This window comes from Agrobacterium sp. AGB01 (assembly GCF_014851585.1).
In the GTDB taxonomy this organism is placed as follows: domain Bacteria; phylum Pseudomonadota; class Alphaproteobacteria; order Rhizobiales; family Rhizobiaceae; genus Agrobacterium.
Genome location: NZ_JACVAB010000001.1, coordinates 1,277,545 through 1,301,238 on the forward strand (window position 1 = coordinate 1,277,545; position 23,694 = coordinate 1,301,238).

The 23,694-nt window shown below is 54.7% G+C and carries 20 protein-coding genes, 1 tRNA gene and 1 riboswitch; of the genes, 14 read left to right on the plus strand and 7 right to left on the minus strand.

Features of this window, described 5'->3' with window-relative positions; translation table 11 throughout:
- Positions 1-124: 124 nt before the first annotated feature.
- A complete protein-coding gene (locus tag IB237_RS06030) occupies positions 125-1,567 on the plus strand; it encodes an alkaline phosphatase (protein ID WP_192487651.1) in 1,443 nt (480 codons plus the stop codon).
- Positions 1,568-1,643: 76 nt separating this feature from the next.
- Here IB237_RS06030 and IB237_RS06035 read toward each other — a convergent pair whose 3' ends face one another.
- Positions 1,644-2,489 (minus strand): universal stress protein, encoded by an 846-nt coding sequence (locus tag IB237_RS06035; protein WP_192487652.1) that lies wholly within the window; start codon positions 2,487-2,489, stop codon positions 1,644-1,646.
- Positions 2,490-2,623: 134 nt separating this feature from the next.
- Positions 2,624-3,388, minus strand: a complete 765-nt coding sequence (locus IB237_RS06040) for a competence/damage-inducible protein A (protein WP_192487653.1) — start codon at positions 3,386-3,388, stop codon at positions 2,624-2,626.
- A gap of 249 nt (positions 3,389-3,637) precedes the next feature.
- Between IB237_RS06040 and wrbA the strand changes: the two genes are divergently transcribed.
- The gene (gene wrbA, locus IB237_RS06045; protein ID WP_192487654.1) at positions 3,638-4,237 is read left to right on the plus strand and encodes an NAD(P)H:quinone oxidoreductase type IV; all 600 of its coding nucleotides are present in this window, start codon (positions 3,638-3,640) and stop codon (positions 4,235-4,237) included.
- A gap of 69 nt (positions 4,238-4,306) precedes the next feature.
- On the opposite strand, the gene metE is transcribed toward wrbA, so the two are convergent.
- Positions 4,307-6,661 carry a 5-methyltetrahydropteroyltriglutamate--homocysteine S-methyltransferase gene (gene metE / locus IB237_RS06050; protein ID WP_192487655.1) on the minus strand — a complete coding sequence of 785 codons (2,355 nt, stop codon included), beginning with the start codon at positions 6,659-6,661 and terminating at the stop codon, positions 4,307-4,309.
- Positions 6,662-6,761: 100 nt separating this feature from the next.
- Positions 6,762-6,969, minus strand: a riboswitch (cobalamin riboswitch).
- Between the two features lie 161 nt (positions 6,970-7,130).
- On the opposite strand from metE, the gene lldR reads away from it, so the two are divergent.
- The 6 genes from lldR (at position 7,131) to IB237_RS06080 (ending at position 12,721) form a co-directional block, all read left to right on the plus strand.
- A complete protein-coding gene (gene lldR / locus IB237_RS06055; RefSeq protein WP_192487656.1) occupies positions 7,131-7,889 on the plus strand; it encodes a transcriptional regulator LldR in 759 nt (252 codons plus the stop codon).
- Between the two features lie 4 nt (positions 7,890-7,893).
- On the plus strand, positions 7,894-9,042 hold the full coding sequence (gene lldD / locus IB237_RS06060) for an FMN-dependent L-lactate dehydrogenase LldD (RefSeq protein WP_192487657.1): 1,149 nt from the start codon (positions 7,894-7,896) through the stop codon (positions 9,040-9,042).
- 8 nt (positions 9,043-9,050) lie between these two features.
- Positions 9,051-10,745 (plus strand): D-lactate dehydrogenase, encoded by a 1,695-nt coding sequence (gene dld / locus IB237_RS06065; RefSeq protein WP_210323815.1) that lies wholly within the window; start codon positions 9,051-9,053, stop codon positions 10,743-10,745.
- Positions 10,746-11,154: 409 nt separating this feature from the next.
- Positions 11,155-11,228: transfer RNA gene (locus tag IB237_RS06070), tRNA-Cys, on the plus strand.
- Between the two features lie 253 nt (positions 11,229-11,481).
- Complete coding sequence (locus IB237_RS06075) at positions 11,482-11,697, plus strand: hypothetical protein (protein WP_192487659.1); 216 nt, start codon at positions 11,482-11,484, stop codon at positions 11,695-11,697.
- A gap of 763 nt (positions 11,698-12,460) precedes the next feature.
- Positions 12,461-12,721: a hypothetical protein gene (locus tag IB237_RS06080; protein WP_192487660.1), complete on the plus strand. Its 261-nt coding sequence runs from the start codon at positions 12,461-12,463 to the stop codon at positions 12,719-12,721.
- Positions 12,722-12,797: 76 nt separating this feature from the next.
- Here the strand turns inward: IB237_RS06080 and IB237_RS26405 are convergent, their stop codons facing one another.
- Complete coding sequence (locus tag IB237_RS26405; RefSeq protein WP_256435694.1) at positions 12,798-12,929, minus strand: hypothetical protein; 132 nt, start codon at positions 12,927-12,929, stop codon at positions 12,798-12,800.
- Between the two features lie 525 nt (positions 12,930-13,454).
- On the opposite strand from IB237_RS26405, the gene IB237_RS06085 reads away from it, so the two are divergent.
- Positions 13,455-13,958 carry a DUF2441 domain-containing protein gene (locus IB237_RS06085; protein WP_192487661.1) on the plus strand — a complete coding sequence of 168 codons (504 nt, stop codon included), beginning with the start codon at positions 13,455-13,457 and terminating at the stop codon, positions 13,956-13,958.
- A 26-nt stretch (positions 13,959-13,984) separates the two neighbouring features.
- Here the strand turns inward: IB237_RS06085 and IB237_RS06090 are convergent, their stop codons facing one another.
- Complete coding sequence (locus IB237_RS06090; protein WP_192487662.1) at positions 13,985-14,497, minus strand: nuclear transport factor 2 family protein; 513 nt, start codon at positions 14,495-14,497, stop codon at positions 13,985-13,987.
- 300 nt (positions 14,498-14,797) lie between these two features.
- On the minus strand, positions 14,798-15,307 hold the full coding sequence (locus IB237_RS06095; RefSeq protein WP_192487663.1) for a lipocalin family protein: 510 nt from the start codon (positions 15,305-15,307) through the stop codon (positions 14,798-14,800).
- 144 nt (positions 15,308-15,451) lie between these two features.
- Between IB237_RS06095 and IB237_RS06100 the strand changes: the two genes are divergently transcribed.
- Complete coding sequence (locus IB237_RS06100) at positions 15,452-15,859, plus strand: hypothetical protein (RefSeq protein WP_192487664.1); 408 nt, start codon at positions 15,452-15,454, stop codon at positions 15,857-15,859.
- A gap of 63 nt (positions 15,860-15,922) precedes the next feature.
- Here IB237_RS06100 and IB237_RS06105 read toward each other — a convergent pair whose 3' ends face one another.
- Complete coding sequence (locus tag IB237_RS06105) at positions 15,923-16,141, minus strand: hypothetical protein (protein WP_192487665.1); 219 nt, start codon at positions 16,139-16,141, stop codon at positions 15,923-15,925.
- Between the two features lie 497 nt (positions 16,142-16,638).
- On the opposite strand from IB237_RS06105, the gene IB237_RS06110 reads away from it, so the two are divergent.
- The 4 genes from IB237_RS06110 (at position 16,639) to IB237_RS06125 (ending at position 23,418) form a co-directional block, all read left to right on the plus strand.
- Complete coding sequence (locus IB237_RS06110; RefSeq protein ID WP_192487666.1) at positions 16,639-17,310, plus strand: protein-L-isoaspartate O-methyltransferase; 672 nt, start codon at positions 16,639-16,641, stop codon at positions 17,308-17,310.
- A gap of 208 nt (positions 17,311-17,518) precedes the next feature.
- Positions 17,519-18,475, plus strand: a complete 957-nt coding sequence (locus IB237_RS06115) for a PopZ family protein (RefSeq protein WP_192487667.1) — start codon at positions 17,519-17,521, stop codon at positions 18,473-18,475.
- Positions 18,476-18,820: 345 nt separating this feature from the next.
- Positions 18,821-21,664 (plus strand): valine--tRNA ligase, encoded by a 2,844-nt coding sequence (locus IB237_RS06120; protein ID WP_192487668.1) that lies wholly within the window; start codon positions 18,821-18,823, stop codon positions 21,662-21,664.
- A 458-nt stretch (positions 21,665-22,122) separates the two neighbouring features.
- On the plus strand, positions 22,123-23,418 hold the full coding sequence (locus IB237_RS06125) for an outer membrane protein transport protein (protein WP_192487669.1): 1,296 nt from the start codon (positions 22,123-22,125) through the stop codon (positions 23,416-23,418).
- Positions 23,419-23,694 lie beyond the last annotated feature (276 nt).

Consider the following 23,694-nt stretch of genomic DNA (forward strand, 5'->3'; position numbering starts at 1 on the left):
GCTAATAGCGGCAACACCGCTGAAAAATCAAGCTTTGCACAGGTCGACTGGTTCGTTTCACACAGCTGTTATAAAATTACACTAGCTGCTTTCCTGTTTCCTAATTCCCGCAGGAGAAGAAAAAATGCGTATTTTTAGCAAATTTGTCGCCGCATTGGTGATTGGTGCAACTTTGACGACGCCTGTCTTTGCGCAGGATAAGCCGGCAAAGAACGTCATTCTGCTGATTTCGGATGGCGCAGGGATCAACACATGGCACGCCGCCAGCTATTATCGCCACGGCGCGCTAGGCCATGAAGTGTATGACGATTTCGACGTGAAGGTGTTCTCGTCCACGCATCCGCTCAACACCTCCAACACCCCGACCAAATCTGCCGAAGGCACCGTGACGTTCGATCCTGCCGAACTCTGGAAGTCGGAAAAGTCTGACAGCGTGTTTGAAGGTTCGCTCGGCAACTATCCCGGTTATTTCACCGGTTACGATTATACCCGCGCTTATTACACAGACAGCGCCGCAGCAGCCACCGCACTCGCTACCGGTGTAAAGACCTACAACAATGCCATCAATTGGTCGAATGATGACGAGAAGCTGAAGCACATCGGCGAATATGTCGTTGAAAGCGGTCGCGCCCTTGGCGTTGTCACCAGCGTTCAGTGGAGCCATGCAACACCGGCCGGTTTCCTTGCCCATAATGCAAGCCGCAATGAATATGCCGCCCTCGGCAAGGAAATCGTTGAAAGCGGTCTCGCAACTGTTGTCATGGGGTCCGGCCACCCGCTGTTCGACAATAACGGCAAGGCAGTTGAGCCAAAGGACGACAAGGCCTATCGTTACGTTGGCGGCAAGGACACGTGGGACAAGTTGAAATCTGGCGAAACCGCCTACAAGCTCATTGAGACCAAGGCTGACTTTGAAGCCCTCGCGGCCGGTTCGCTTGACCTCGGTGACAAGACCAAGATCATTGGCACCGTTCAGAACAACGCGACCACCCAGTTCAACCGCAGCGGCGTTGGTTTTGGCGACAAGCTGGACAACCAGCCTGAACTGGCCACCATGACCAAGGCAGCCCTGAACCTTATCTCCAAGGATGAAGACGGCTTCTTCCTGATGGTTGAGGGCGGCGCGGTGGATTGGGCAGCCCATGCCAACAACCTGCCACGCATCATTGAAGAGCAGATCGAATTCAACGAAGCTGTTGAGGCAGCCGTCAAATGGATCGAAGAAAACAGCTCTTTCGATGAAACCATGATCATCGTGACCACCGATCATGGCAACGGCCTGCTGCAGGGACCGGACTCCGATAGCAAAGCCTATTCCGACATCATCAACCAGGGCGCAGGCGCCATGCCGCTGGTGCGTTGGAACTCCGACACCCACACCCGCGAGCTGGTTCCGGTTTTCGCCAAGGGCAATGGCTCGGACTTTTTCACCAAAAATGCAAAGCCGCATGATGGTCTGGCCCGTTACCACGTTCCTGCTGCAAGCCAGGTTTACGTTGATAACACCGACATCTTCCGCGCGTCGGCTGCCGCACTCGGCATCACCGTTGACCAGAAGACCAACTGATCAACGGCAGATAACAATGGAAAAGGGCGGCAATCTTGCCGCCCTTTTTCGATTCGGTCTGATGTGACTTTTAGCTTTAACGCGACAACAGCGTCAGCGCGGTCATCGAATCCAGAAGCGTGCGGGTCACGCCGCCAAACAGCATTTCCCACCAGCGCGAATGGGTATAGGCACCCATCACCAGCAAATCGATGCTGTCATCCGAAAGGCGGTTTTCAATTGCCGCATGGGCCGAAAGCGTGCCTGATGTTGACTTGGTTACCACACTCACTTTCACGCCGTGGCGCGCAAGGGTTGCTGCGAGTTCTGCACCAGCCATAGCCGGTGACTGCGTTGCGGTTTCTGGCGGATCAACCGTGAAGATCTCAACGCTTTCTGCTTCTTTCAGGAAGGGCAGGGCATCAAAGGCCGCACGCGTTGCTTCGCGTGAACCGTTCCAGGCAATCAGCACCCGTTTGATCGGTTTGGGTTCGTTGAGAATATAAGGCACCAGAAGAACCGGGCGGCCGCTTTCAAACAGAAAGCTTTCAATATCGGAACGGCTGTCGGAAAGGCTGGATGAATCGCTCTGTCCGGCAATCACGATATCGGTGCAACGGGCGCTGTCGACGGCGGATGCAGAGGTATAACCAACCGAGGAAACGAAGCTGCGCCACTCATGCGACACACCATTTCCCGAGAGTTTTTGCTCGAAAATCTGGGCAATTTCCTTGGTTTCTTTCTGCGCGATATCCTGAATAGCCTGAATGGAGGCAGGATCAGGAATTTCCATGGGTGCAACGACGGGTACAGCCGCCATGGTTTCCATATGCAGGCCAATCACATGCGACGAGAACCTGTTCGCCAGAGCAATGGCGAATTCACTAACCTTTGCTGCGTTTTGAGTGCTGTCCAGAACGGTCAGAATTGTTTTGTAGCTCATGACGATCTCCTCAATGGTATGCGTCTCAAGTATCTTGAGACTGGTCCTTCTCGAAATATGTCGCCTTGATCCTGATCAAGTTGTCACCGTCTTTCGGTCCGGTGAAAAGATAACGCGCCAAAGCACTTAACGGTTCACGTGCTGGCGGCAGCCTTTTCACGCCCGATCTGTTCCAGCATGTCCGAAACCGCCTGCGCAGCAGCATGCAATACCGCCGCATCACGAGCGCGAACGACGATTTCTGTCGAGAAACGCTGTCCGTCATATTTTGGGTAGGAGCCAATGCTGGTTTCAGGATGGTTTTTCTGAACTTCGCCCAGCGCCGTGCCGATATCGCCTTCGCCATAAGGGCTGGCAACCGACTGCGACAGCAGCTTTACACCGGTTTTCAGGTGCGGGACGACATTATGGACCATGGCCTGGAAGACCTGCGGCACACCGGCCATCACATAGACATTGCCGATGTTGAAACCGGGGGCGGTCGAAACAGGATTTGCGATATGGGCAGCACCTTGTGGTAGACGTGCCATGCGCTGACGGGCCTCGGTAAATTCCATGTCACGGGCGCGGTACATGTCGGCCAGCATACGCATGGCTTCCGCCTCATGCACGCACGGCACACCAAAGGCTGCGGACACCGCATCGGCGGTTATGTCGTCATGGGTCGGACCAATTCCGCCCGATGTGAAGACATAATCATAACGGCTGCGCAATGCATTCAATGCCTCGACAATGGCATCCTGCTCGTCTGCGACAATACGCACTTCCTTGAGGTCGATACCCGACAGGGTAAGCACATCGGCGAGGTGTCCAATATTCTTGTCTTTGGTGCGGCCTGAGAGCAGTTCATCGCCAATGGCAAGCATGGCGGCGGTAACGGAAACGGGTGCAGTGGTCATGAAAAATCCGCGGTTGTGTCTGTTGAACGTAGCGCGATGCCGATGGAATGCAAGCGCGTCATTGCTACGAAAAAGTGAATGCAAGACAAAAAGCGTTCAACATCATTGAACAGTGCGTCTTGATGTGATCGGCTGGTGAGGTTGCAGTATCCGGGCTACATCTTTGTCACGTAATTGATGAGCGGCAGGATTATGCTGCGACAACTTCTTAAACGGGTCTTCGGCCCTCAAGCAAAGGAAACCGAGAAAATGGCAAAAGTACTGGTTCTGTATTATTCCTCCTACGGCCACATTGAAACCATGGCATATGCCGTGGCGGAAGGTGCAAAGTCTGCCGGTGCAGACGTTGTCGTAAAGCGCGTACCTGAACTGGTTCCGGAAGACGTTGCCAAGTCCTCGCACTTCAAGCTCGATCAGGCAGCCCCAATCGCAACGGTTGATGAACTGGCTGAATATGACGCGATCATCGTTGGCGCCGGCACACGTTTCGGCACGGTTGCCTCGCAGATGCGCAATTTCTGGGACCAGACTGGCGGTTTGTGGTTCAACGGCAAGCTGGTTGGCAAGCTCGGTTCGGTATTCACCTCAACGGCGACCCAGCACGGTGGCCAGGAATCCACCATTCTCAGCTTCATCCCAACCTTCCTGCACCACGGCATGGCCGTTGCCGGTCTGCCATACGCCTTCCAGGGCCAGATGGGTGTTGATGAAATCAAGGGTGGTTCGCCTTACGGTGCGTCGACCATCACCGACGGTGACGGTTCCCGCCAGCCTTCGGCCATCGAACTTGAAGGCGCAAAGTACCAGGGCGCGCACATTGCCAAGCTTGCTGCCAAGCTCGCTTCCTAAGATTGCGATAGGTCTTTGAATGCCGCCGCCTGTCAGACATGACAGGCGGCGTTTTCATTTGTGTGGTTCTCAAGCCAAAGCGGCAAGGCGCAGTTCACGCGCCGCCTCGACCATATTGACCAGCGCCGGTTTGACCTCGTCCCATTTGCGGGTTTTCAGGCCGCAATCGGGATTGACCCACAGCTGGCGGTCACCAATGCGCTGCCGTGCCAGCGTCATCAGCGTGACCATCTCGCTGACGTCAGGAATGCGTGGCGAGTGGATGTCGTAAACACCGGGTCCGATTTCATTGGGGTACTGATAGGTCTGGAAGGCTTCCAGCAGTTCCATCTTCGAGCGCGATGTCTCAATGGAAATCACATCGGCATCCATGGCCGCAATAGAGTCGATGATCTGGTTGAATTCCGAATAACACATATGGGTGTGGATCTGGGTGTCATCGGAAACCCCTGTCGAGCACAGTCGGAAGCTTTCGACCGCCCAATGCAGATAGGTTTTCCAGTCGGCGTGGCGTAGCGGCAGGCCTTCCCGCAAGGCCGCCTCATCGATCTGGATCATGGTGGCGCCAGCTTTTTCAAGATCGCTGACCTCATCGCGGATCGCAAAGCCAATCTGGTAGCACACGGTGCTGCGGGCAACGTCATCCCGCACGAAAGACCAGTTGAGAATGGTCACCGGCCCGGTCAGCATGCCCTTGACTGGCTTGTCGGTCAGCGACTGGGCATAGTGCCACCATTTGACGGTCATCGGGGCAGGGCGCGACACGTCACCAAAAATGATGGGCGGGCGCACATAACGAGAGCCGTAACTTTGCACCCAGGCGTGGCGGGTAAAGGTGAAGCCGGTCAACTGCTCGCCAAAATACTGCACCATGTCATTGCGCTCAAACTCGCCGTGAACAAGCACATCAAGCCCGATCTCTTCCTGCCAGCGAATGGCGGTTTCAGTTTCACTTTTCAGGAAGGCATCATAATCCGCATCACTGATCTCTCCTTTGCCAAAGGCTGAACGGGCTTTGCGAACCTCTGATGTCTGCGGGAAGGAGCCGATGGTCGTGGTTGGGAACAGCGGCAGATCAAGCTTCTGTTCCTGCAAGGCCTTGCGTTGCTGGAAGCCGCTTTTACGGCTGGTCAGGGCAGGAGACATCGTGGCCAGTCGCGCCTTGACCTCTGGATCGTGAACCTTGGGTGAGGTCCGGCGCCCTGCGGCTGAGGCCGATGATGCCGCGAGCGCGTGCGTTACCGTTGCGCGTCCCGAGAGAAGTGCCCGACCGGTGACATCAAGCTCTGCCAGCTTTTGCGTGGCAAAGGCCAACCATGACTTGATGTCCTGATCAAGCTCGGTCTCCAGCTCGAGATCAATCGGTACATGCAGCAACGAGCACGACGGCGCAATCTGGATTTTGTCGGCACCAACCTGCGCAATAACCGGCTCCAGACGATCGAGCAGCTTTTCAAGGTCGCTGCGCCACACATTGCGGCCGTCAATGATACCAAATGACAGAACGAGATTGTCCGGGCGGTTTTGCAGCACGGTTTCAAGCTGCTCTGGTGCCCGCACCAGATCGATATGCAGGCCGTCAACGGGCAGTGACAAGACGGTTGAGAGATTGTCGCCGATGGCCCCGAAATAGGTGGCGAGCATGATGTTGAGGTTCGGAACCAGCGTCTTTAACGCGGTGTAGGCCCGGTGATAGGCCTGCCGTTCCGCCTCGGTAAGATCAAGGACCAGAGCAGGTTCATCGATTTGCACCCAGTCAGCTCCCGCAGCACTCAACTCGGCCAACAGCCGCGCGTAAACCGGTAACAGCCGCTCCAGCAGATCCAGTGGCGAAAACTCACCCTCTGCCTTGCCAAGCTTGAGGAATGTCACCGGGCCCAGAATGACCGGGCGTGTATGAATGCCCTGCGTCTTTGCCTCAATGAACATGTCCAGCGGTTTGTTGGCGGTGAAGGCGAAGGTCTGATCGCGGGTAAATTCCGGCACCATGTAGTGGTAATTGGTGTCGAACCACTTGGTCATTTCAAGCGCTGGCACGCCATGTTCATGCTGGTGGTTATGGCCGCAATCGGCATGGTTTTCATGGGTGTGGGCGCGGCCTGTGGCGCCGCGTGCCATGGCAAAATAGGTGTCGAAATCCACCTGCGCGCCAGATTTTTCATAGGTCCAGCCATAGGCGGCGGGAACCGCACCAACCATGACGGCCGTATCGAGCACATGGTCATACAGCGAAAAATCATTGGACGGGATGATGTCTATGCCGCTGTCTTTTTGAAGTTTCCAGTGGTCTGCCCGCAGCTTTGCGGCAACATCCAGCAGTGTGGCGCGGTCTGATTTTCCGGCCCAATAGGCTTCCAGTGCGAATTTGAGTTCGCGGTGTTTTCCAATGCGCGGGAAACCGAGATTTGCAGTCTTGATGGTCATTTCCTTAACCCCGAAGGTTGTGGGCAAGGCATTGGCTGACGCATCGACGAAAGGCGCTGATGTGCCTGTCGCAAAAGCGGCACACCGGGACACCCCGCCCGTGAACGTTATCTATCGCGGCAGGTCTCCTGGCTTACGGGTCATCATAACCGCTCGTCTTCCCGAGGTGTTCGCCTCAGTGACATGGTGAACGGCAACTCTCCGTCTACAGTTGCGGGGGCAGCTCCGGCGTTGGGGTGAAACCCTGACCGTATTCCCTCTTAGCTACGGAGTGCGACCTCCACAGAACCTCGATGCACTAACTATGGCCGAGCGATAAAATACAGTCAAGGTGATATAAAGATATATTTATATCCTTATTGATTTCGTGGTTGTTTGGTCTTGCTGTTTTTATTGGACAAGGGCAGGGGCATTGCTTTAAATAAAATTGGTTTATTGGTCGGACCAATTTTAAGGCGATGAAACCCATATGAGAACTGTTCGATTGTCTGATGCCATTGCGGAACAGATCGAAGTGCTGATCAGCGCTCGCGGGCTGAAAGCGGGTGATCGCCTGCCTGCCGAACGGCAACTGGCGCTGGAACTGAAGGTATCGCGCTCGTCGCTGCGTGAAGCCATCCAGCAACTGGCCAGCAAAGGACGCCTGACAAGCCGCACCGGTGGTGGCAATTATGTCCAGGAACCGCCACGCGGGTGGTCGCAGAATGCACTTGTCGATCCGCTGTCACGGTTGTTTGCCAGCGATCCGGCTTACCGGTTTGACGTGCTGGAAATTCGCCACGCGCTGGAAGGGGCTGCCGCTTACCATGCCACTTTGCGCGCAACGGATGAAGACAAGGCGCGAATCTCCGACTGTTTCGAAACTCTGATCAGCCTGCAGGGCAGTGACGATTCGATGGCACTGGCCAAGGCGGATGCCGCCTTTCACCTGTCCATTGCCGATGCCTCGCACAATCTGGTGCTGATTGAAGTGATGAAGGGGCTGTTTGACCTGCTGAAAGCCAATATTTCGCAAAACCTCGAGAAACTGTACGTCATTCCGAAGGTGACTGAGCCGCTGTCATCGCAGCACCGCGAACTGCGTGACGCCATTCTGGCCGGTGACGGCGAGCGCGCCCGCCGGGCGGCACATGTTCATATCGATTTTGTCCATTCATCGTTGAAATCCATCGACGAAGACGAAGCGCGCCTGGCGCGCTCATTTTACCAAGGTAGTGTGAGGGGGTAACACCATGATTATTTCTGCGTCTACAGATTACCGCGAGGCCGCACGACGCCGGCTGCCGCCGTTCCTGTTCCATTACATCGATGGCGGTGCCTATGCCGAACACACGCTGCGCCGCAATGTCAGCGACCTCTCCGACGTCGAACTGCGCCAGCGTGTGCTGAAAAACATGTCTGATCTTAGCATCAACACACAGCTGTGGGACGACAAGCTGTCCATGCCGGTTGTGTTGGCCCCGGTCGGCCTGAGCGGCATGTATGCCCGCCGTGGCGAGGTGCAGGCGGCGCGTGCGGCGGCCAAAAAGGGCATTTCCTACACCATGTCCACCGTATCGGTGTGCCCGATCGAGGAAGTGACGCCTGAAATCGACCGCCCGATGTGGTTCCAGCTTTACGTGCTGAAAGACCGCGGTTTCATGAAAAACGTTCTGGACCGCGCGGTCGCGGCCGGTGTGAAAACGCTGGTGTTTACCGTGGATATGCCGGTGCCGGGCGCCCGTTATCGTGACGCCCATTCCGGCATGAGCGGCCCCAATGCCGAACTTCGCCGTTACTGGCAGTCGGTCACCCATCCGCGCTGGGCTTTTGATGTGGGCCTCAACGGCAAACCGCATGATCTCGGCAATGTTTCGAAATATCTCGGCAAACCAACGGGCCTTGCCGATTATATCGGCTGGCTTGGCGCCAACTTCGACCAGTCGATTTCCTGGAAGGATCTGGAGTGGATCCGTGAATTCTGGAAAGGCCCGATGATCATCAAGGGCATTCTTGACCCAGATGATGCCAAGGATGCCGTGACCTTTGGTGCCGACGGCATTGTGGTGTCCAACCACGGCGGCCGCCAGCTGGATGGTGTCCTGTCTTCTGCACGCGCCTTGCCGGCCATTGCTGACGCGGTGAAAGGTGACATCAAGATCCTCGCCGATTCCGGCATTCGTTCCGGCCTTGATGTGGTGCGTATGCTGGCACTGGGTGCCGATGCGGTGATGATTGGCCGCGCCTTTGTGTATGCGCTGGCAACCGCCGGTGAGGAGGGCGTTCTCAACCTTCTCAATCTTTTCGAAAAGGAAATGCGCGTTGCCATGACGCTGACCGGGGCCAAATCCGTCTCCGACATTTCCTCAGACCTGCTTGTAAAGGCGATGAGGCAGCTTTGATGCATGCAATGAACACTGACGCCGCAACTCTGTTGCGCGAATTTGGCGGTATTGTTGGGGCAGGCCACGTGCTGACCGCCGCCAAGGCGACACGCCGGTTCCGCAAGGGGCACCGTTTTGGTGACGGCAACGTGCTGGCCGTGGTGCAGCCGGGAACGCTGGTGGAGCAGTGGCGGGTCGTCAAGGCCGCCGTTGCCGCCGGACGAATCGTCATCATGCAGGCCGCCAATACCGGCCTGACCGGTGGCTCGACACCTGACGGTAATGATTACGACCGCGAGATCGTTATCGTGTCGACACTGCGCCTGAAGGGCATTCAGGTGATCAATGACGGCAAACAGGTCATCTGCTTGCCCGGTGCGACGCTCGACCGGCTGGAACAGACACTGAAACCGCTGGGGCGTGAGCCGCATTCTGTTATCGGTTCATCCTGCATCGGTGCCTCGGTGCTCGGTGGCATCTGCAACAATTCCGGCGGCTCGCTGGTGCGACGCGGACCGGCCTATACCCAGCTGGCCCTTTATGGTCAGGTGGATGAGGCGGGTGAACTGCACCTCGTCAATCACCTTGGCGTTAAGCTGGGTGATGCCCCGGAAGACATTCTGTCCCGGCTCGAAAAGGGCGCCTACAGCCCGGACGATATCGTCAATGATCCGACGTTCGTCGCATCAGACCAGAATTATGCCCAGCATGTGCGCCAGGTCGATGCGCCGACACCGGCCCGTTTCAACGCTGATGTGACCCGCCATTTCGAGGCTTCAGGCTCTGCCGGCAAGCTGGTGTTGTTTGCCGTGCGGCTCGACACGTTTCCGATGGAAAAGAGCGCGGTGTTTTACATCGGCTCCAACGATACGGCAGACCTGACGGCGGTGCGTCGCCATATGTTGACCGCCTTTGATACGCTGCCGATTGCCGGTGAATATATTCACCGCGACGCTTACGATATCGGCGAAAAATACGGCAAGGACACCTTCCTGCTGATCGACCGTTTCGGTACGGACAAGGTACCAGCCGCCTTTGCGCTGAAAAGTCGGGTCGATGCGTTTTTTGAAGGGTTCAAGCTGCGTGGCGTGACCGACCATATTTTGCAGACGGTGATGGCGCTGTTGCCGAGCCATCTGCCAAAACGCATGCGGGAGTTTCGCAAGCGGTTCGACCACCATCTGCTGCTCAAGGTTTCGCTCGACAGTGCACCGGAAACCAAGGCCTTTCTGCAAAGCTATTTTGCCAGCCGGGAAGGTGACTTCTTCGAGTGTGACGCAGAGGAGGGACGCAAGGCCTTTCTGCACCGCTTCGCGATTGCCGGTGCTGCCATCCGTTACCGCGACACACACCGCAGTTCAGTGGAAGACATTGTCGCCCTCGACATTGCACTGCGTCGTAACGACGACGACTGGCTGGAAACCTTGCCGGAATTCATAGAGGGCAAGCTGATTAGCAAGCTCTATTACGGCCACTTCTTCTGCCATGTTTTCCATCAGGACTATATCGTCCGCAAAGGGCATGACCCGATCGCCATCGAACATGAAATGTGGGACTTGCTGGACCGGCGTGGCGCCGAATATCCAGCTGAACACAATGTTGGCCACCTCTATAAGGCCAAACCTGAACTTAGGGCTTTCTACCGGTCGCTCGACCCGGCCAACGTGTTGAACCCCGGCATTGGCCAGACATCGAAATTCTTCTGCTGGGCGGAACGATAAGGCAAAAAAAGGGTGGTGAGAAACACTCACCACCCACTCTTTTATTTAGAAAGACGCCAGTAGCGGTAACGCTACGCACCCTGCGATCGCAATCAGCAGGAGTATTTTTATATAGCGGACGCGGCGCGTTCGTCCGCCATCCCAATCGTATGCCATTCAACCTCGCGTTTTTAATCGCGCTTAATAAGTGAACGCTCATCCTTGTGTGAAACTGGAAAATAGGCACAAAACCTTAAGAATTTGTAGGTTGAAAATAATAGGGACAACAACCGAAGGGCTGGCGTACCAGCGCAGCGACGCGGAAAATCCTTATTCAGAATAAAAAAAGCTGATATTCAGAACGACCCTCTTGCGCATCGTTTAGGATTATTCTAAACCCCCGCCACCACAACAAAATACGCTTAGCGATGGCCTCGTGGCGGAGTGGTGACGCAGAGGACTGCAAATCCTTGTACCCCGGTTCAATTCCGGGCGAGGCCTCCAAAATCTCTTAATTGACTCAGTTCGTTGGCACCAAAGCCACGCATGTCACTCGCAGTTTCATAAGTCGGCGCGATCAACATTATCCGCCCTGAACGCGAAAAACTTTCCAAAAGAATCCAAAACTGCTTGCCTCAGTCATCTTTGGCCAGCGCCGTTCGTTGTTTTGATGTCTGTGATTTGTGGTCACGGCCATTCGGGCAACGCACATCCCTTATCGACATCTGTTTATCTTCAACATGAAGGGGATTGTTATATGCGCAATATTGAAATCAGGCCTGACGGCGCAACCGTTGAACTAACACTGCATGAACTTGTTATTTTGAAAAACGCAATGAACGAAACTCTGGATGCTCTCGGCGATGACAGCATTAGCATCCGTGTGGGTACGACCATGGGTGAGTTTTTGACGCTTTTCAGAGAGGTTCAACAGACAATACAGGCGTGCCGAAGACCAGTTGTGACTGATTGAACTCTGTTAAAGATCTGCCTTGTTTGGGGCAGTGACCCTAGGCGACGCAGTTCGTCGCCTGAATATCTTCGATTTTATTCGAGATTGCAGTCGTTCTGAGGAACAACATCTTCAACCGAATCTCTATCGTCACCATCATCAACAGGGATCTATATGCGTAACATTGAATTCAAACCTGACAGAGCGACAGTCGATCTGACAGTCAATGAATTCCGGATTCTAAACAACGCCATGAATGAGATTTTGAATGGCATTCGCATTCGTGGTTTTAGACCCCGTGTGGGTGCAACCAGACGGGAAACCGATATCCTTTTGAGACAAGTTCAGCAGGCCGCAGGGGCGTGCAGAAGACTAGCAGAGAATGATTGAATTCCGAGAGACTGAAAGGCCTAGTTTCGTACAACCATCAACAGGGATCTATATGCGTAACATTGAAATCAAACCTGATGGGGTAACCGTCGATCTAACACAGCATGAACTTTACATGCTGAAAAACGCTATGAATGAAGTTGTGAACGGCATTAGAATTCGTGGGTTCAAAGCCCGTATGGGTACAACCAGACGGGAAGCCGATATCCTTCTGGACCAACTATTTAATGCAGTACAGGCTTCTCGAGCATCGGCTGCGACGGAGTAGACGACCCGACCGCTAGCGGTCTCAATTTTACCAATACACCAACCGGGCCATTGACTTCCGAACACGGCAATATCACCCAGGACGTTCAAGAAACCCTCAGCACAACGTCGCAAGACGTGACATCATATGTTTGAAAAACATGAGATCTGGAGACATACGGAAGAAGCCGTGCTCCGCCATTTGATATTCAGAGATATCACAACCAACCTCTATTATTTGCAGCAAACTGACAGCCTTTATGCGAATGGCTCAAAGGAAACAGCTGAATCCGCTGCGCTTCACCTCAGTATCGCCGTCGAGCTTTTCATCGAAGTAATCCCCTCCAGTAAAGATGGGGGACGCGCCTTCAAAACGCTGGCCGAGGCCGCAGATAGCTGGAACGATTGACGCAAACCGGCAGTGCTGGGGTTCACCTTGCGCTGCCGGTTGATCGATAAGTGGATGCGAGCGTTGTGGCGCAGGATTACTGCGGCTTCTTCTGCTTGCTGGCCTCTACAGCCCGTGCACCCAGGGTAGGAGCGGCGGCAACCGGTGCAGCCTTATCCTTCTTGGGTTTGCGTACTTCTTTGTTGCTTCTAACTTGACCCTTGGCCATTCGAATCTCCTCTTCAAAGCAAAAGATAGCCGCGCTTTGCGTGACAATAGCAAGGGAAATCGGAGTTGTCATTCGGGAAGGGGCGGCGGCAGAGCCCCGTTGTGCTGATCAGGTGGCATCCTGACAAAAGCGACCCGTCCAAGTGGTGTCGGCGGCTAAAAGCTAAAAGCGTGGCGACAGTGTCATCGAGCGCATTAAGCAGCCGAGACGGGTTTTACACTTGGGAGAGGCTGGCACACCTCGTGCAAACTCTGGCGGTCCACTGGCGTCGCTCCTCGAATTCTTTACCTTGCTCAAATTTTTCTGATGATGATTTCAACAGTACTTAAGGCATCGAGAATTTTTGTATGATTTTCATGAATAAACAGGCCTTCTCACATAATCGGTTGGCTTGAAAATGTCCTCTGGACTTTATTCTGGCTTCTGATACGGATTTGCGCAAAGACACTCCCTTCGCAAAACCTTGCGCTATACGATCATGCCGTGGGTTGTCCAAATATTACACGGGCCACCTTGAGGAATTGAATGTATTATCACGTAAGCAGTATTGAACATGCTGTGGGCGCTACTATCGAGCCCGGCAATTGGGGGACAACAGTCCGTTTGTTTGGTCCCGAAACCGCAGTTAAGGCTGTATCTCACATTGAAATAATACTGTGGGAAGTCGCACTGGAAACAGCGAGGTTGGCACTTGCCCCTCAACGTCCGTCACGCCTCAACTGTGTGTTTGTGTTCGAAACAGTCGATATGGCCTTTGCCTTTCAACGCCAGTACCGGCCCGATGCCCGTGTTTTCGAGCTGGAACCGACCGGCGAAGCCAGCACCTACCGCGGTGATTTTGCCTTGATCGCGAAAGCTGATCGTAAAAGACCATATGCGGACTATATGGCAGAAGAGAGCAAGGCATATTGGACAGCTCCGAGCGCGGAACAACCTGAAATACTGTACGGGGGCGCCTTGCGCGTTGTAAGGCAGGTTCTGGCCTCTGATACACCGCTGGTTACCCCACACCATGCTGCCGCAGGGTAACCAACGTCTCTTTACCAACGGGTGGATCAGTTGGCGCGCGTAGGGGCGCTGTCCACCAGGTCTTGATAGAGGCCCATATCCAGAAAGGCCTCGGATTTGACAACGACGCCATCTTTCATGGTCAATATCCAGAGATATTCATTGCTGTAGGTGTCATTGGTGGTTGTCGTGGCGGAAGCATCGAACCGCACGATCACGTCGTCATCCACCGCCCAGATTTTTTTGACCACCGGTTTAAGCGGTGTGCTGAGCCGCGACAGAATAGGGGCGGAAGCATCGTTTACGAAACTGTCCAGGCCGCTATAGGTGCGCGAGTAGGGGCCTGAGCCGCGAACTGTCCATTCGACATCAGGTGAAACGACGCGCGTGAAAGCTCCGCCTCGTTCTGCCCAGTCTTCGAATGCCTGCTTTACGATGGTCTCGTTGCGGGCCGTCACGTCAGTGCTGACCGCCGTGCCAGCGTTTGCATGGGCCGATGACGCAGCAAATGCAAGCGTCGCGATGATCGTCCAAGATCGAGCAATTTTGTAGATCGTCATGTCTTAAACCTTCCATTTTTTCAAGGTCAACTGCGCGCATGGCGCGTCAGCGGTGGCGTTGATCGGGAAAGGCTGTCTTCACGTTCGGGGCTGCTCTTAACCTGTGATGGGGCTATCTCGTGCCAAGTCCCACATCTCCTTCCCAATCGGCAATGAGTGTAACGGGGTTAGAGCGTTTAAATTACCCGCCTAATACTGCACAGGCTGGTTAGCTGGACTTACCAGTTTCGAAGTCAGCAGAAGCCGTCAGCGCCCAAGGTGCCGCGGGCGGTCAGGACGATGCACAAGAAGCTTTGACTGCTATTTTTCTAGAAGCATGACATCGGTCACGTCGCGCCCGGTGTGGCGGGGGATGATCATCTTGGTCAGATCAAAGCCTTGCCGGCGTGCCTCGGCAAGATAGTCTTCCAGCGTTTCTGCGGGAATCGAACTCTCGCGAGCCAAAACCCATAGAAACTGACGGTCAGGCGTACCGACCAGCGCGACACTATAGTCGGGATCGATCTTGAGTACCCAGTAATCGCCATCGGTAAACGGCAGCCAGCGCAGTGCGGCAGGAAGAAAACTGACCTTCAGCTTTGCATGTGTCTCGTCAACCGGCTTTGCCTCGCCGACAGCCTGAGCTGCCTGCTGATCTTTGTCGAAACATCTGTTGTCAACGCGAATAGCGCCGTTCTCTTTGAGGGAGTAACGTGCCGTGATGTCAGTTGCGGCATTGTCTTCATATTTCAACGGCAAGCGGATAATCTCGTACCACCGGCCAAGATAGCGATTGAGATCAAGGCTCGGTAGGGCTGTAACGTTGGTCATGTCTTTGGCTCTCCTTCGAGGAGAACCTGAAACGCACATGCTGCTTGTCCAGTTGCAGCGGCGAAGAGCATTAACCCTCACCATGAGAAAGAGTGGATTACCCTCAGGCATACTGCCAAGAAGTGTTTGTCTCAGGAGACAGACATGAAACTTTATATTGCTCTGATCGTCGTGCTTTTTGCCAGTTCCAGCGTTGCAGGCGCCCAATCGAAGACACGCGTTGTAAAGGCTGATGTAATCGACACCTACACCGCCTACATCGGCGCAAACGACCTTAACAATTCCAACGGAACGTCACTGACGAAACCGTGGCAGATCATTCGCCAAGACCGGGCAAATTATCATGTCTATGACCTCAGAGACGTAGGGGATGAGGGTGACGAGTTCTTCACTGATGCGCAAAACCGTCAGTCGCTCGAAGAGATGCTGAACAACGGCTCTATGTCGGCTGAGGCTCAAAGAATGATCCTGCGTGGTGACTGCTGGATCACCGTCAAGATAATGGGTCACGAAAACCGGGGCACATTCCTTGTGGTTGATGTCTGGGAGTGACAACAGCGGTATTCGATGCTGTCGCCCGGTTTAGTCCGATATAATGCTGACACCAGTATCCCTTTAATCCTGCCCTGCCTTTTGTTCATCGAGGAAGTTTAGCACCCATTCGAGCGCGTGAAACAGGTCGCTGGCGCCTGAGAAGATGTAGTCGATCGTCGTTGTCCATATAAAATAGGCGTAGATCAGCATCAGCGTCACCGCCAGCAGCAACAGCCAAGGCCAGAGCGGCTTCTTCCTGGGTTCGGTATCGGGTCTATCAAGCTCGTCGATGGTGTTCATCCTTGGGTATAGGGACTGTATGTCATTTAACCCATACCGGCGGCCTTGGCGCAAGTCGTGGGAGGGGCTGAACTGGGCGCAAATCGTGATGACATTAGCGGTTTACAGTCGCGTATCACACCATTTGACACTGTCACGCCCTGGCTATGTTCACCCGTTAAGAACAGAGGCAGGCAGGTGGCTATTCCATGGCGAAAGCGTGGAACCAAAATTCACGTTGCCCGTTCTTTTCTCAAGGACATTGGGTCCCACGGAGGGTTGGTTAAATGCGCGACAGTTTGATCGAAGTTTCGATGTTTGGTGCCGTTATTCTGACATGCCTTTACATCACCGTACCGCTCATCTGAGCATGTTTGTAAAAATTATCGGCTAGCCGGTTGTTTTTATCGTCACAGTGCGACGCGCACGCTTGAAAGCGCAGGCATCGCCAATTAAGACGTATCGCAAGGAAACAGCGTTTTGGCGCTCGTTTCGAATTTCTACAGAGGCGATACGATATGATGGATTTCGAAAAAGCACGTGTGAACATGGTCGATAGCCAAATCCGCACGACCGATGTAACGTCGCATTCCGTGCTCATGGCATTTGTGAATGTGCCGCGTGAAGCATTCGTGCCGCAAGCGCAGCAGACCATCGCTTACCGCGATGAAAATGTGCAGATCTGTCCCGCCTCTGATGGCCGTCCGGCCCGTTACCTGACCGCACCTTCGCCTCTGGCCAAGCTGTTGCAGCTGGCCGCTATCAGCAAGGACGACGTTGTTCTGGAAGTTGGTTGCGGTACCGGTTACGTCTCAGCAGTTCTATCGCAGCTGGCCGGTTCGGTCGTGGCAATCGACAATGACGAAAAGCTGGTGGAAGCTGCAACGGAAACCCTTGCCAAGCTAGGTTATGACAATGTTGCAGCCGTCGTTTCCGACCTGGAAAAGGGCTATGCCAGCGAAGCACCTTACGATCTCATCTTCGTGAACGGCGCCGTAGAATTCATTCCGGATGCACTTCTCGACCAGCTTCGTGAAGGTGGCCGTCTTGTTACCGTCGTCGGTTATGGCAACTCCGCAAAGGCAACTGTCTACAGCCGCGCCGCCACAGGCTTCTCGGTAACGACCTCGTTTAACGCCTCGGTCAAGCCGCTTCCAGGCTTCCAGAAGGCAAAGGAATTCGTATTCTAAGCAGGTAAATGCTGCTTGTTCACGGATAGACAAAGGCCCGGTTTTGACCGGGCTTTTCTATTTTTCCACAACAATAATCTGTGTATCGCGGCAATTCCCGTCAAAAGGGTCATTCAGTTCCGATTCGCACTGCCATAAACTAGCGGTGATTCGGGGCGTGTTTCGTGTTTGCCCCAGCCAATAACAGCAATGGAAAACGGGGATAGAAATGGCTCAGCCAAGTGTAGCGCGTGAACCGTCCATGGAAGAAATCCTGGCGTCGATCCGCCGTATCATCGAAAGCAATGAGCCCGGTCCGTCTGGTGCTTTTGCTGGCAAGCTTCCTCCTGTCTACGACGATGAGAGCGACGACGATTTTGGTATCGCTTTCACGCAGGCCGGCAACCCGGCTTCTTCCGCCGAGCGCCGCGGCGAGATGACAAGCCCGCCGCCCCACGTGCCGCCCGCGGCAAACCAGACCCATGGCGCGGCAGCGCAACCTGTTCCGGAAAAGGCTATGTCGCTTGCTGATGTGGCGGCTCGGGTGAGGGCTGCTACCGGCCGCACGCTGGAGCCAGCCTTGAGCGCGCTGACCGCTGAAACATTGCAGGACAAGCCGGAAGCAAAGCCGGTTGCGGCACATGCCGCTTATGAGAGCCCCGTCATGGCTGCCCGCCTGGCGGAACTGCGTGGTTCCATCGACGATACCGCAGCCGAAATTTCGCGTCCATCGCAGCCATTTTTCAGCGAAGAAAGACAGGCGACCATTTCGCCGTTCCCGGTTCGTGAAACGCCAGCCGTGCAAAGTGCGCCGGCTGTTGCCTGGGACGAAGAAACCTTCGAGCAGGCGCTTGAGCTTGCCGACGTTCACGAGGCCGCGCCGGTGGTAAACCCTGCGCCAGTCGCAGAGACAATGCAGTTTGTCGAGCCCGTGGCGGAACCGGTTGCAGAGGCGCCATCTGCCCTGTCCAGCCTCATTTCCGTTGAAGCCGGTGCGCAGATTGCCCGTTCGTTCAACGAACTGGCCGACGTGTTCAACGGTGTTGAGCGTCGCTCCATCGAAGACATGGCGCAGGAAATGTTGAAGCCGATGCTGCAGGACTGGCTGGAAGATAACCTTCCAACGCTGGTGGAGCGTTTGGTGCGCGAGGAAATCGAGCGCGTGGCGCGCGGCCCACGCCGCTAATTTCCATCAAGGTTAAACAAAGCCGCGCCGGTTTCGGGGCGGCTTTTTTGTTGCGCAGCTTTCTGGCCGTTGCGGGGTATAATTTCCTCACCATATATGAGAAAACAACGGGATAGGTCATTTTGTTGAATCAGTGTGGGATGAACCTGATTCTGTTCCTGAACGGGATTGGATGTTACGTCTAGGCCCGCTCTTTCACCTGCAAGGCGATGCCCGGTGCCGGGAAGCTGCAATGGTCGCCCGGTCGGGCAGCAGTTTTGGTTGAATTTGCCACTTTCTGTTGACTCTCTACCGCCCATCCTTATTTAAAAACAAATACAAGAACTCAAAATTTCAGGTCAGGAAATGCTCGAAAAGACCTACGATTCCGCTTCGGTTGAACCGAAAATCGCCAAAGCATGGGACGACGCCAATGCGTTTCGTGCCGGTGCCAACGCGGCACCCGGCGCTGAAACCTTCACAATTGTCATCCCGCCGCCAAATGTCACTGGCTCGCTGCACATGGGTCATGCCCTGAACAATACGCTTCAGGACATCATGATCCGTTTTGAGCGCATGCGCGGCAAGGACGTGCTGTGGCAGCCGGGCATGGACCATGCCGGCATTGCCACGCAGATGGTGGTTGAACGCAAGCTGGCCGAACAGAAGCTGCCTGGCCGTCGCGAGATGGGCCGTGAAGCCTTCATCGACAAGGTCTGGGAATGGAAGGCCGAATCCGGCGGGTTGATCTTCAACCAGCTGAAGCGCCTTGGCGCCTCCTGTGACTGGTCGCGCGAACGTTTCACAATGGATGAAGGCCTGTCGCAGGCTGTTCTGGAAGTTTTCGTCAGCCTCTACAAGGATGGCCTGATCTACAAGGACAAGCGCCTTGTGAACTGGGACCCCAAGCTTCTGACGGCAATTTCCGACATGGAAGTTGAGCAGCTGGAAGTGAAGGGCAATCTCTGGCACTTCCGTTATCCGCTGGAAAAGGGCGTTACCTACCAGTACCCGGTTGCCTTTGATGAAGACGGCAAGCCAACGGAATATGAAACCCGCGATTACATCGTGGTTGCCACGACCCGGCCGGAAACCATGCTGGGCGATACCGGCATTGCGGTGAACCCGGAAGACGAGCGCTACAAGGCAATCGTCGGCAAACACGTCGTACTGCCGATCGTTGGCCGCAAGATTCCGATTGTTGCCGATGACTATGCTGATCCGACAGCCGGTACCGGCGCGGTCAAGATCACGCCCGCCCACGATTTCAACGATTTTGAAGTTGGCAAGCGTGCAGGCCTGCGCGCCATCAACATTCTCAATGTCGACGGTACGGTCACCATCAAGGACAATGAAGACTTCCTGGAAGGTCTCGACCATCCGGCAGCACTTCACGGTGCCTGGGATCGCCTGGAAGGGCAGGACCGTTTTGCGGCCCGCAAAATCATCGTCGAGATTTTCGAGGATGCCGGCCTTCTCGACAAGATCGAGCCGCACAAGCACATGGTGCCGCATGGCGACCGTGGTGGCGTGCCGATCGAACCACGCCTGACGGAACAGTGGTGGGTCGACAACAAGACGCTGGCTGGCCCTGCTATTGAGGCGGTTCGTGACGGCCGCACCAAGTTCGTTCCGAAATCCTGGGAAAAGACCTATTTCAATTGGCTGGAAAACATTGAGCCATGGTGCATCTCGCGCCAGCTGTGGTGGGGACACCAGATCCCGGCATGGTACGGCCCTGATGGCCAGGTTTTCGTTGAAAAGACGGAAGAAGAGGCCCTGCAGGCTGCGATCCAGCACTACATTTCTCACGAAGGTCCATGGAAGGCCTGGGTTGAGGAAAAGCTTGAAAACTTCAAGCCAGGTGAAATCCTGACCCGTGACGAAGACGTTCTCGACACTTGGTTCTCGTCGGCACTGTGGCCATTCTCGACGCTTGGCTGGCCGGAGCAGACACCGGAACTGGCGCGTTATTACCCGACCGATGTTCTGGTAACCGGCTTTGACATCATTCCGTTCTGGGTCGTTCGCATGATGCAGATGGGTCTGCACTTCATGAAGGATGACGCCGGTGTGCCGGTAGAGCCGTTCCACACGGTCTATATCCACGCGCTGGTTCGTGACAAGAACGGCCAGAAGATGTCGAAGTCCAAGGGCAACGTCATCGACCCGCTGGAACTGATCGATGAATATGGTGCGGATGCGCTGCGCTTTACGCTGTCGATCATGGCAGCGCAGGGCCGCGACGTGAAGCTCGATCCTGCCCGTATCGCCGGTTATCGTAACTTCGGCACCAAGCTGTGGAATGCGACACGCTTTGCGGAAATGAATGGCGTGAAGCGTAATAAGGCGTTCCTGCCGGAAACAACGACGCTGACCATCAACCGCTGGATCCTGACCGAACTTGCCGTTACGGCAAATGAGGTAACGGAAGCCGTCGGCAACTATCGTTTCAATGATGCTGCAAGCTCGCTGTACCGCTTTGTCTGGAACCAGTTCTGCGACTGGTATCTGGAACTGCTCAAGCCTGTCTTCAGCGGTGACGACGAAAAGGCAAAGGCCGAAGCGCAGGCGTGCGCGGCTTATGTTCTGGACGAAATCTACAAGCTGCTGCATCCGTTCATGCCATTCATGACGGAAGAGCTGTGGGCGCATACGGTCGAAGAAGGCGAAAGCCGTGACGGTCTGCTGTGCCATGCCGCTTGGCCAACGCCAGAATTCACCGACACCGCTGCTGCGGCCGAAATCAACTGGCTGGTTGATCTCGTCACCGGCATTCGTTCGGCCCGTTCTGAGATGAACGTGCCGCCGGGTGCGACAGCGCCGCTGGTTGTCGTTGGCGCCAATGGCGTGACCCAGTCGCGTCTGGAACGTCATGACGCTGCCATTCGTCGTCTGGCCCGTGCAGAAAACATCACGCTGGCCAACGCCGCACCGAAGGGTTCGGCGCAGATCATCGTCGGTGAGGCAACTGCATGCCTGCCACTTGGCAACCTGATCGACGTCGCGGCTGAAAAGGCCCGTCTCGAAAAGGCAATCGGCAAGGCTGAGGCTGAAATTGACCGTATTGCCAAGAAGCTTGGCAACGAGAAGTTTATTGCCAATGCCGATCCGGAAGTTGTTGCAGCAGACCGTGAGCGCAACGCCGAGCTGGAAGTACAGATCGCCAACCTCAAGACCGCGCTGACACGGGTTAACGAGGCCAGCTGATCTGCTGCTCAAATACGAATTACGAAGGCGCATTCTGAAAGGGATGCGCCTTTTTTGCTGCCTCATGGTGGTAACGGCAGGGTGCTGGCGCGCTGGCCGAACGCTCCAATGTTTCGCGGTTAAAGGGTCAGCCATTCCACGTCAAAGGGCTGGCAAACCTCGAGAAAAGTCGAAAACTGTATCGGCTGTTACAGTTTTTCGCGATATTTTCCCGAATGCCCAAGCTGTAGTGATAATGTTACAGTTTGCGGGTTCGGTAGAATTTATTTCTGCGTTTTGTCTAAAATTCTAGTTATGTTGGAATCTCGTCCCAAATGACCTGTTTTTTTTTGGATTTATCAAAAACTTACGTAAAACTTTTGAGCTAATCTAAAGGTAGCAGGCAAAATTCTGGCATTGTCATTTTGGGCGAACAGCTTCACTGTTTCACCATCACATTGCCTTGTTTGGGGAGAGAGATGGCAAAACGTGGATTTATTAAAGGCGCATTGTGCCTTGTCGCAGGCAGCATTGTTGCATCGCCGTCCTTTGCTGGCGGTTTGGAGCGCGGTGGTTACAACATCGACCTTCTGTTCGAACCTTCAGATTACGCCTTGGATGCTTCCGGCACCTTCGTGATGCCGCACCGCAAAGTTAAGAACGCGGTCGATAATCCGTTAAAGAGTCCTGCTCTTGGCGTGGCTATTCCATTGCCAGCAAGCTGGAGCACTTCTGCGGACGATGCTGAAAGTTACTGGTCACCACGGATTGGCATGAAGGCCTCGATCGGCGATTTAGGCGATTGCATGTTCGACTATTCGCAGCCTTGGGGTGCGGATCTCAACCCTGGTATCTGGCAAGGTGCTAGCTACAATATTGAAACCAAGGTCAAGTCGAATAATTATGCAGCGACTTGCCGAGTCAAATTTGAAGCTGGCAAGGGCGATTTCTCGATCATCGGTGGTGCATTCTATCAGGAAATCAGCGGCTACAAGTATCGCCAGGTTCTCGCCCCCGCTGCTTTGGGTCCGGCGTATCCCAGTCTGTACTCAGGTATCGGCAAGCTAGATATGGAGGGTGATGGCTGGGGTTGGCGCGCAGGCATTGCCTATGAAATCCCGGAAATAGCATTCCGTGCGAGCCTCGTTTATAACAGCGCTGTTGATCACGATCTCACTGGTAACGTTGATTTGACGGGGTTACCTGCTGTGGCTGGCACGCCACTGGCCATTTACGGCGGCAAGATTACTCCTGTCTATGGATCGGTTTCCATGCCGGACAGTCTTGAGCTGAAGCTGCAATCCGGTATCGCACCGGACTGGCTGGCCTTCGGTTCCGTCAAGTGGACCGATTGGAGCCAGATCCAGGTCGTACCGTTCTGCCCTGTTGGCGTTTCTCCCTGCGTTCCTGGAGCAAGTTCGCTTAACACTCTTGACCTCTTCTACCGTGATGGTTGGACTGTTTCAGGTGGTGTTGGGCACAAGTTCAACGATCAGTGGAGTGGGGCGGTTAGCGTCACCTGGGATCGTGGCACCTCGACCGTCATCGGTACACAGACAGACACTTGGATGCTCGGCACACAGCTGATCTATTCACCGAACAAGAACATTGAGTTCAAGATCGCCGGTGCGGTTGGTCTGCTGACCTCGGGTAGTTCATCAATTGGCGGTGCGCGTTGTGGAACGGGAACGGCGATCTGTGGGGATGAGGCTGGTTATGACTTCGGCAACGACGTCGTGGCGGCCATCTCAACCGGCATCAAGGTCAAGTTCTGATCGACGCCATTTACTGAAGCAGACTGGTGTCTAATTGGAAAAGTGAAAGGTCCGGTCCCTGCCGGGCCTTTCTTTTTTTGTCGCCTAAAATTGTGACGATTTAGCAACACATTTCTGCAACCTTATGCACGCGGTGAGAGAGAGGCACATTTGTCCATTTCCCGCCACAAAGGAAGCGTTTCGCTATTCTCACGGGTGGCGATTTTGCCGGGGGGCAAGCGTGTCGCGTAGCATCCGTGAACGTGGTGAAAGTGAAAACGGTTTTGAATTCAGGGT

What these genes read in the sequence shown, in the direction of transcription:
- IB237_RS06125 (WP_192487669.1), top strand. Translation starts at nt 22,123, where the DNA reads ATGGCAAAACGTGGATTTATTAAAGGCGCATTGTGCCTTGTCGCAGGC.
- IB237_RS26405 (WP_256435694.1), bottom strand. Translation starts at nt 12,929, where the DNA reads ATGGCCAAGGGTCAAGTTAGAAGCAACAAAGAAGTACGCAAACCCAAG.
- IB237_RS06115 (WP_192487667.1), top strand. Translation starts at nt 17,519, where the DNA reads ATGGCTCAGCCAAGTGTAGCGCGTGAACCGTCCATGGAAGAAATCCTG.
- IB237_RS06035 (WP_192487652.1), bottom strand. Translation starts at nt 2,489, where the DNA reads ATGAGCTACAAAACAATTCTGACCGTTCTGGACAGCACTCAAAACGCA.
- IB237_RS06110 (WP_192487666.1), top strand. Translation starts at nt 16,639, where the DNA reads ATGATGGATTTCGAAAAAGCACGTGTGAACATGGTCGATAGCCAAATC.
- IB237_RS06105 (WP_192487665.1), bottom strand. Translation starts at nt 16,141, where the DNA reads ATGAACACCATCGACGAGCTTGATAGACCCGATACCGAACCCAGGAAG.
- lldD (WP_192487657.1), top strand. Translation starts at nt 7,894, where the DNA reads ATGATTATTTCTGCGTCTACAGATTACCGCGAGGCCGCACGACGCCGG.
- IB237_RS06030 (WP_192487651.1), top strand. Translation starts at nt 125, where the DNA reads ATGCGTATTTTTAGCAAATTTGTCGCCGCATTGGTGATTGGTGCAACT.
- IB237_RS06085 (WP_192487661.1), top strand. Translation starts at nt 13,455, where the DNA reads ATGTATTATCACGTAAGCAGTATTGAACATGCTGTGGGCGCTACTATC.
- IB237_RS06040 (WP_192487653.1), bottom strand. Translation starts at nt 3,388, where the DNA reads ATGACCACTGCACCCGTTTCCGTTACCGCCGCCATGCTTGCCATTGGC.
- dld (WP_210323815.1), top strand. Translation starts at nt 9,051, where the DNA reads ATGAACACTGACGCCGCAACTCTGTTGCGCGAATTTGGCGGTATTGTT.
- wrbA (WP_192487654.1), top strand. Translation starts at nt 3,638, where the DNA reads ATGGCAAAAGTACTGGTTCTGTATTATTCCTCCTACGGCCACATTGAA.
- IB237_RS06120 (WP_192487668.1), top strand. Translation starts at nt 18,821, where the DNA reads ATGCTCGAAAAGACCTACGATTCCGCTTCGGTTGAACCGAAAATCGCC.
- IB237_RS06080 (WP_192487660.1), top strand. Translation starts at nt 12,461, where the DNA reads ATGTTTGAAAAACATGAGATCTGGAGACATACGGAAGAAGCCGTGCTC.
- IB237_RS06095 (WP_192487663.1), bottom strand. Translation starts at nt 15,307, where the DNA reads ATGACCAACGTTACAGCCCTACCGAGCCTTGATCTCAATCGCTATCTT.
- IB237_RS06100 (WP_192487664.1), top strand. Translation starts at nt 15,452, where the DNA reads ATGAAACTTTATATTGCTCTGATCGTCGTGCTTTTTGCCAGTTCCAGC.
- IB237_RS06090 (WP_192487662.1), bottom strand. Translation starts at nt 14,497, where the DNA reads ATGACGATCTACAAAATTGCTCGATCTTGGACGATCATCGCGACGCTT.
- lldR (WP_192487656.1), top strand. Translation starts at nt 7,131, where the DNA reads ATGAGAACTGTTCGATTGTCTGATGCCATTGCGGAACAGATCGAAGTG.
- IB237_RS06075 (WP_192487659.1), top strand. Translation starts at nt 11,482, where the DNA reads ATGCGCAATATTGAAATCAGGCCTGACGGCGCAACCGTTGAACTAACA.
- metE (WP_192487655.1), bottom strand. Translation starts at nt 6,661, where the DNA reads ATGACCATCAAGACTGCAAATCTCGGTTTCCCGCGCATTGGAAAACAC.